The organism is Actinomadura sp. NPDC049753 (genome assembly GCF_040674655.1).
Taxonomy (GTDB): Bacteria; Actinomycetota; Actinomycetes; order Streptosporangiales; family Streptosporangiaceae; genus Spirillospora; species Spirillospora verrucosospora.
This window is the reverse complement of sequence record NZ_JBFARL010000292.1, coordinates 1-7620: the sequence shown is the minus strand read 5'-3', so window position 1 is coordinate 7620 and position 7620 is coordinate 1. Positions and strand designations below refer to the sequence as shown.

Here is a 7620-nt window from a genome sequence, read left to right as displayed (position 1 = left end):
TGACCCGGATCAGCGCGCCCTCCAGCTCGCGGATGTTCGTCGCTATCTGCGAGCCCGCCGACCCCGCCGCGGTCGCGACGCTGCTGTCCGGCAAGGGCGTGGCCGGCGTCGCCCGCAGGCCGGACGTCTGGATCCCCGACTCCTCGCTGTGGACCGGGCTCGTCGGCGGCTCCGGGCACGCCCCGGCGGGCGGCGCCTCGGGACGGTCCGCCGGGATCGCCTCGACTCCGATCGTCCTGGCCGTGCCGCGCGGTCTGGCGACGCAGCTGCGCAACCTCGGCGCCCCCGAGCGGCCGTCCTGGAAGGACCTGCTCGCCGCGGCCGGGACGGCCTCGGGCACCGAACGGGACCCGGCCGACGGCGCCGGGGTGATCCCGCCGCGGCTGCTCCGGCTCCAGGTCCCCGATCCGGCCCGCAGCGCGACCGGCATGGGCTCGCTGATCCTGGCCGGTGCGCTGCTGGGCGGCGCCCCCGGCGGCGAGGCGTCGTTCACCGGGGTGGTCCGCACGATCCGGGAGGGCGTCGCCGTCTCCGTCGACGCCGAGTTCGCCGCGTTCGCGGCGTCCGCCTCGTCCGGCCGGGGCGAGGCCGACCGCTACCCGGTCGCGATGGCGCCCGAGCAGGCGGTGTTCGCCTACAACGCGCGGCGCCCGGCCGAGGCGGCGGTCGCCGTGTACCCGGCCGAGGGGACGATCTACCTCGACCACCCGTTCACCGTCCTGGCGCAGGACCGGGCCAAGGCGAGCGCGGCGCGCTTACTCGAGACTGAGCTCGCGGACAGGGCCACCCGCGAGGACCTCCAGCGGCTGGGCTTCCGGGCGCCCGGCGGAACCGCGCCCGCGTCGTTCTCCCCGCGGACCGGCCTGGATCCGCGGCCCCCGGCGGCGCTCCCCGACACGCCCGCCGCGGAGGTGCGGCGCACCATGCAGTCGTGGGCCCAGCTGTCGCTGAGCATCCGGATGCTGAGCATCATCGACGTGTCGGGGTCCATGGACGAGGAGGTCGGGCCCGGCGTGACGCGGCTGCAGTCCACGGTGCGCACGGCCCAGAGCGGGCTGGCGCTGCTGCCGGACGACAGCGAGCTCGGCCAGTGGATCTTCTCCACGGACCTCCAGGGCGGCCGGGACTGGCGGGAGCTGGTCAGCGTGGGACCGCTCGACGAGCGGCTGGGCTCGGCGACCCGGCGGCAGCTCGTGCTGAGCGCGTTCGCCCGGGTCCGGGTGAAGGAGCACGGCGACACCGGTCTGTATGACACGGTCATGGCGGCGTTCGACCATATGAAGCGGACCTACAAGCCGGAGTACGTGAACTCGGTCCTGTTGTGGACGGACGGGCGGAACGAGGACCCGCACGGCCCGTCCCTGGAGGAGACCCTCGCGCACATGCGGCGCGAGTACGACCCGGAGCGACCCGTCCAGGTCAACATGCTGGGCTACGGATCGGACGTGGACGTCAACGAGCTGCGGCGGATCGCGCAGGTGACGCACGGAGACGCCTACGTGGCCCGGACGCCCGGGCAGATACAGGCGATCTTCCTCAGGGCCGTCTCGCGCCGGGTCTGCGAACCCGACTGCTGACCTGCCCGCGAGCCCCTCTCGCATTTGATTCTAGAACTACCTTCGAGTTAACTTAGCGTTCTGTTAACAACGCTGGCGAGAGGGGCACGGCGTGCGCCGCACCGTTTTCAACGAGGACCACGAGGCCTTCCGGGACACGATCCGGGCGTTCATCGAGGCGGAGGTGGCCCCGGTCTACGAGGAGTGGGAGAACGCCGGCCACCCGCCGCGCGACTTCTACACCAAGCTCGGCGAGCTCGGCGTCTTCGGCATCCAGGTGCCCGAGGAGTACGGCGGCGCGGGCGAGACGAGCTTCAAGTACCAGGCCGTGATCTCCGAGGAGTGCGCCCGCGCCGGGGTGAGCTTCGGCGGCTACGGCGTGCACGTCAACCTCGTCCTGCCCTACCTGCTGAAGTACGGGTCGCAGGAGCAGAAGAAGCGCTGGCTGCCGCCGTTCGTGTCCGGCGAGATGATGACGGCCATCGCGATGACCGAGCCCGGCACCGGCTCCGACCTCGCCGGCATGCAGACCACGGCGAGGCGGGACGGCGACCACTACGTCCTGAACGGCGCCAAGACGTTCATCACCGGCGGCGTCCTCGCCGACCGGGTGCTCGTGGTCGCGCGGACGTCCCCGGCCACGCCGGAGAACCGCCGGGCGGGCCTGTCGATCCTCGCCGTGGACACCCGGAGCGAGGGCTACGCGGTCGGCCGCAAGCTGGAGAAGATCGGGCTGCGCAGCTCCGACACCGCCGAGCTGTCGTTCACCGACGTCCGGGTGCCCGTGGAGGATTTGCTCGGCGAGGAGGGCCGCGGGTTCGAGTACCTGACGCACAACCTCGCCGAGGAGCGCCTCGGCATCGCGACCAGCTCCTACGCCTCGGCGGCCGCCGCCGTGGAGTTCGCCCGCAGGTACGTCCAGGAGCGCACCGTCTTCGGCAAGACCGTGTCGTCGTTCCAGAACACCAAGTTCGTGCTGGCCGAGTGCGCCACCGAGGTCGAGGCCGCCCGCTCGCTCGTCGACCGCTGCATCGAGGCGCTGGACGCCGGCGAGCTCACCCCCGCCGACGCCGCCGTCTGCAAGCTGTTCTGCACCGAGGTGCAGGCCCGCGTCGTCGACAAGTGCCTCCAGCTGCACGGCGGCTACGGCTACATCCTGGAGTACCCGATCGCGCGCCTGTACGCCGACGCCCGGGTCGCCCGGATCTACGGCGGCACCAGCGAGGTGCTCAAGACCATCATCGCCAAGGACATCCAGGTCTGACGGAAAGGGCTGCGCACATGACCGACACCCGGGTGGCCATCGTCACCGGCGCCGCGCGCGGCATCGGCGCCGCCACCGCCGTCCGCCTCGCCAGGGAGGGGTTCGCCGTCGCGGTCTGCGACCTCGACGAGGCCGCCTGCGCCGGCACGGTCGAGACGATCGCCGAGGAGGGCGGCACCGCGCTCGCCGTCGGCGTGGACGTCGCCGACACCGCGCGGGCGAGCGCCGCCGTGGCGCGCGTCGCCGCGGAGCTCGGCCCGCCCGTCGTCCTGGTGAACAACGCCGGCATCACCCGCGACAACCTGCTGTTCAAGATGTCCGACGACGACTGGGACTCGGTCATGTCGGTGCACCTGCGCGGCTCGTTCGTGATGGCCCGCGCCGCGCAGGAGCACATGACCAAGGCCGGATGGGGCCGGATCGTGAACCTGTCGTCGGTGTCGGCCCTCGGCAACCGCGGCCAGGCCAACTACTCGGCGGCCAAGGCGGGCCTCCAGGGGTTCACCAAGACCCTGGCGATCGAGCTGGGCAGGTTCGGGGTGACGGCCAACGCGATCGCGCCCGGGTTCATCGCCACCGAGATGACCGCCGCGACCGCCGCCCGCGTCGGCGTCGACTTCGAGGACTTCAAGGCCGCGGCCGCCAAGGAGATCCCGGTCCGGCGCGTCGGCGTGCCCGAGGACATCGCCGGGACCGTCGCGTTCCTGGTGAGCGACGACGCGTCCTTCGTGTCCGGGCAGGTCATCTATGTGGCCGGTGGTCCCCGCGCGTGACGGGGCGCCCCGGGTGCGCGACCGGGAGAGGACGGAGGAGTCGCTGCGCGCGGCGGCGGTCGCGCTGCTGCGGCGCGGCGGCGTCCTCGCCGGGCTGAACCTGCGCCAGGTCGCCGACGAGGCCGGGGTCAACCGCGGGCTGGTCTACCAGTACTTCGGTTCCCGGCGGGCGCTGCTGCGCTCGGCACTGTTCCACCGCTCGCGCCCGAACGCCGAGGACGCGGTGGACGCGGCCGGGCTGCCGCTGCGGGAGCGGCTGTCGCGGCTGTTCTGGACGAGCCTGCGCAACCCCGAGCCGGTCCGTCTGGCGACGCTGCTCGTCCTGGACGGCGACGACCGGCCCCGGGTCCTGCTCAACCGGGGCGCGGGCCGGGAGGACCTCGCGGCGGAGGCGGCCCGCGGCGAGCTGCCGGTCGAGGACGTGGCGGCCGTGCAGGCGGCCATCGCGTCCACGGTCTACGGGTACACGCTGCTGCGCGAGCACCTCGCGCGGGAGATCGGCGTGCCCGCCGAGGAGCTCGACGAACGCATGGCCCGCTGCGTGGAGGCCATGTTCGCGCGCCGCCCCGGCTAGCGGGCGCGGGCCGCGGCGAGCCCGGCCGCGAGGGCGGCCGGGGCCTCGATCAGGGACGGGCCGTACCAGGTGAGGAGCCGGCCGCTGACGAGCGCGGCGTCGATCCCGGGGAAGGACTCGGGGCCGTCGTCCTCGGTGAAGCGGTACGGCTCGTCCGGCAGGACCACCAGGTCCGCGCCGGCCGCGTTCAGCTCGTCGAGCGGGATCTTCGGATAGCGCTCGGGATGCCCGGCGTAGACGTTGGAGACGCCGAGCCGGGCCAGGACGTCGCCGGCGAAGGTGTCGCGCCCGACGACCATCCACGGCCGCCGCCAGATCGGGATCACCGCCGTCCGGAGCTCGCCGGGTTCGACGTCCGCCCAGACGCGGGACGCCTCCGCCAGCCAGCCGGGCGCCGGCAGCCGGCACGCCTCGCCGAGCATGCGCCCGAGCGACGCCAGCGCCTCCTCGACCGTGCGGATCCGCGTCATCCACACCGGCACGCCGGCCGCGCGCAGCGCCGCGACGTCGGCGGGCCGGTTCTCCTCGGTGTTGCCGACGACGACGTCGGGCCGCAGCCCGATGATCTTCTCCAGGTCGGGGTTCTTGGTGCCCCGCACGCGCGGTACGTCCAGACCCTCGGGGCGGGTGCACCAGTCGGTGGCGCCGGCGAGCAGCTCCGGCGCGGTCGCCGCGACCGCCTCGGTCAGGGACGGGACGATCGACACGACGCGGCGCACCCGGTCCGGGACAGCGGCCGGGGCGCCGGTGTCGTCGTGGACGGCCATCGGCGGCCGGGCGTCAGACGTTGCGGCGGTACTGGCCGCCGACCTCGAAGAACGCGTCGGTGATCTGCTGGAGGCTGCACACGCGCGCCGCGTCCATCAGCACCGCGAACACGTTCTCGCCGGACCGGGCCGCGTCCTTGAGCGCGGCGAGGGCGGCCCGCGCCTCGTCCCGGTGCGCGCCCTGGTAGGCGTGGACGCGGTCGAGCTGGGAGCGCTTCTCGTCCTCGGTCGCGCGGGCGAGCTCGATCGTCTGCGGCGTCCCGTCGCCGGCCTCGGGGCCGCGGAAGGTGTTGACGCCGACGATCGGCAGGGAGCCGTCGTGCTTGCGCTGCTCGTACAGCATCGACTCGTCCTGGATGCGGCCGCGCTGGTAGCCGGTCTCCATCGCGCCGAGGACGCCGCCGCGCTCGCTGATGCGGTCGAACTCCGCCAGCACCGCCTCCTCGACCAGGTCGGTCAGCTCGTCGATGATGAACGACCCCTGCAGCGGGTTCTCGTTCATCGCCAGGCCCCACTCGCGGTTGATGATGAGCTGGATCGCCAGGGCCCGCCGCACCGACTCGGCCGTCGGCGTGGTGACGGCCTCGTCGTAGGCGTTGGTGTGCAGGCTGTTGCAGTTGTCGTAGATGGCGATGAGCGCCTGCAGCGTCGTGCGGATGTCGTTGAAGTGCATCTCCTGCGCGTGCAGGGAGCGCCCGGACGTCTGGACGTGGTACTTGAGCTTCTGGCTGCGCTCGTTCGCGCCGTACCGGTCGCGCATGGCGACGGCCCAGATGCGGCGGGCCACGCGTCCGAGCACGTTGTACTCGGGGTCCATGCCGTTGGAGAAGAAGAACGACAGGTTGGGCGCGAAGTCGTCGACGTCCATGCCGCGCGCCAGGTAGGACTCGACGTAGGTGAAGCCGTTGGCGAGGGTGAAGGCGAGCTGGCTGATGGGGTTCGCCCCGGCCTCGGCGATGTGGTAGCCGGAGATGGACACCGAGTAGAAGTTGCGGACCTTGTTGGCGATGAACCACTCCTGGATGTCGCCCATCATCCGCAGCGAGAACTCGGTGGAGAAGATGCAGGTGTTCTGCCCCTGGTCCTCCTTGAGGATGTCGGCCTGCACGGTGCCGCGCACGGTCGACAGGACGCGCGCCCGGATCTGCGCGGCCTCCTCTTCGGACGGCTCCCGCCCGTTCTCCTCGGAGAAGGCGTCCAGCCCCTGGTCGATGGCCGTGTTGAGGAAGAACGCCAGGATCGTGGGCGCGGGACCGTTGATGGTCATCGAGACCGAGGTGGTCGGCGACGACAGGTCGAACCCGTCGTACAGCGCCTTCATGTCGTCCAGCGTGGCGATCGACACCCCGGACGTGCCGACCTTGCCGTACACGTCGGGGCGCTCGTCGGGGTCGCGCCCGTACAGGGTGACCGAGTCGAACGCGGTCGACAGGCGCGTCGCGGGCTGGCCCTCCGACAGCAGCTTGAAGCGGCGGTTGGTGCGGAACGGGTCGCCCTCGCCCGCGAACATGCGGGCGGGGTCCTCGTTGTCGCGCTTGAAGGGGAACACTCCGGCGGTGAACGGGAACCGGCCGGGCAGGTTCTCGTTGCGGAGGAACCGCAGCAGCTCGCCGTGGTCGGTGTAGCGCGGCAGGGCGACGCGGGGGATCCGGCTGCCCGACAGCGACTCGCGCGTGAGCTTGGTGCGCAGCTCCCTGTCGCGGATCCTCACGACCTGCTCGTCGCCGGAGTAGGACTCCACGACGGCGGGCCACCCCTCGACCAGCTCGGCGTTCGCGGGCTCCACGTCCCGGCGCGCCTTCTCCAGCAGGCTCTCCACCTCGGAGGCGTCCGTCAGCTCGGCGCGCACCTCGTCCAGCCGCTGGACGCGCCGCACCGCCTCCATCTGCGCCACCGTGTCGGCGTGGTAGTTCCGGACGGTCTCGGCGATGTCGGACAGGTACCGCACCCGGTTCGGCGGGATGACGGTCGCGGCGCCGGTGGACACCTTGGTCCCGACCTCGGGGAGGGCTCCGTCCTCCAGGTTCAGGCCGTGCTCTGCCAGCAGCCCGCCGAGGTGCTGGTAGAGGGCCGTGACGCCGTCGTCGTTGAACGTGGCGGCGCTCGTGCCGAACACCGGCATGTCCTCGGGCCGCCGCCCGAACGCCTCCCGGTTGCGCACGAGCTGGCGGCCGACGTCGCGCAGGGCGTCGGCCGCGCCGCGCCGCTCGAACTTGTTGATCGCTACCACGTCCGCGAAGTCGAGCATGTCGATCTTCTCCAGCTGGGACGCGGCGCCGAACTCGGGCGTCATCACGTACAGCGACACGTCCACCAGCGGCACGATCGCGGCGTCGCCCTGCCCGATGCCGGGCGTCTCCAGGACCACCAGGTCGTATCCGGCGGCCTTGCAGGCGGTGATGATGTCCTCGACGTTCTCCGGCAGCTCCCGCGCGCCCCGGGTCGCCAGCGAGCGGAAGAACACGCGGTCGCCGTCCAGGGAGTTCATCCTGATCCGGTCGCCGAGCAGCGCGCCGCCGCCGCGCCGCCGCGTCGGGTCCACGGCGAGCACCGCGACGCGCAGCCGGTCGCCCTGGTCGACGCGCAGCCGTCGCACGAGCTCGTCGGTGAGCGACGACTTGCCGGAGCCGCCCGTCCCGGTGATCCCCAGCACGGGGACGCGCCGCCCGGCCGCCGCCTCGGCGAG

6 protein-coding genes are annotated in these 7620 nt (G+C 72.6%); 4 read left to right on the top strand and 2 right to left on the bottom strand.

All coding sequences use genetic code 11. The features are described from left to right. The 4 genes from AB0K37_RS38780 to AB0K37_RS38765 form a co-directional block, all read left to right on the top strand. Positions 1-1577, top strand: a 1577-nt coding sequence (locus tag AB0K37_RS38780; RefSeq protein ID WP_363990285.1) for a substrate-binding domain-containing protein, incomplete at its 5' end; no start/stop codon positions are given. A gap of 91 nt (positions 1578-1668) precedes the next feature. Continuing rightward, positions 1669-2820: an acyl-CoA dehydrogenase family protein gene (locus AB0K37_RS38775; RefSeq protein ID WP_363990284.1), complete on the top strand. Its 1152-nt coding sequence runs from the start codon at positions 1669-1671 to the stop codon at positions 2818-2820. 17 nt (positions 2821-2837) lie between these two features. After that, complete coding sequence (gene fabG / locus AB0K37_RS38770) at positions 2838-3593, top strand: 3-oxoacyl-ACP reductase FabG (RefSeq protein WP_363990281.1); 756 nt, start codon at positions 2838-2840, stop codon at positions 3591-3593. A gap of 13 nt (positions 3594-3606) precedes the next feature. Continuing rightward, positions 3607-4167 carry a TetR/AcrR family transcriptional regulator gene (locus tag AB0K37_RS38765; protein ID WP_363990279.1) on the top strand — a complete coding sequence of 187 codons (561 nt, stop codon included), beginning with the start codon at positions 3607-3609 and terminating at the stop codon, positions 4165-4167. Here AB0K37_RS38765 and AB0K37_RS38760 read toward each other — a convergent pair. After that, positions 4164-4934 carry a helical backbone metal receptor gene (locus tag AB0K37_RS38760; protein WP_363990276.1) on the bottom strand — a complete coding sequence of 257 codons (771 nt, stop codon included), beginning with the start codon at positions 4932-4934 and terminating at the stop codon, positions 4164-4166. The two genes, AB0K37_RS38765 and AB0K37_RS38760, sit on opposite strands and share 4 nt — an antisense overlap. A 13-nt stretch (positions 4935-4947) precedes the next feature. Next, positions 4948-7620 (bottom strand): fused isobutyryl-CoA mutase/GTPase IcmF (gene icmF, locus AB0K37_RS38755; protein ID WP_363990273.1); only part of this gene is annotated, 2673 nt, incomplete at its 5' end.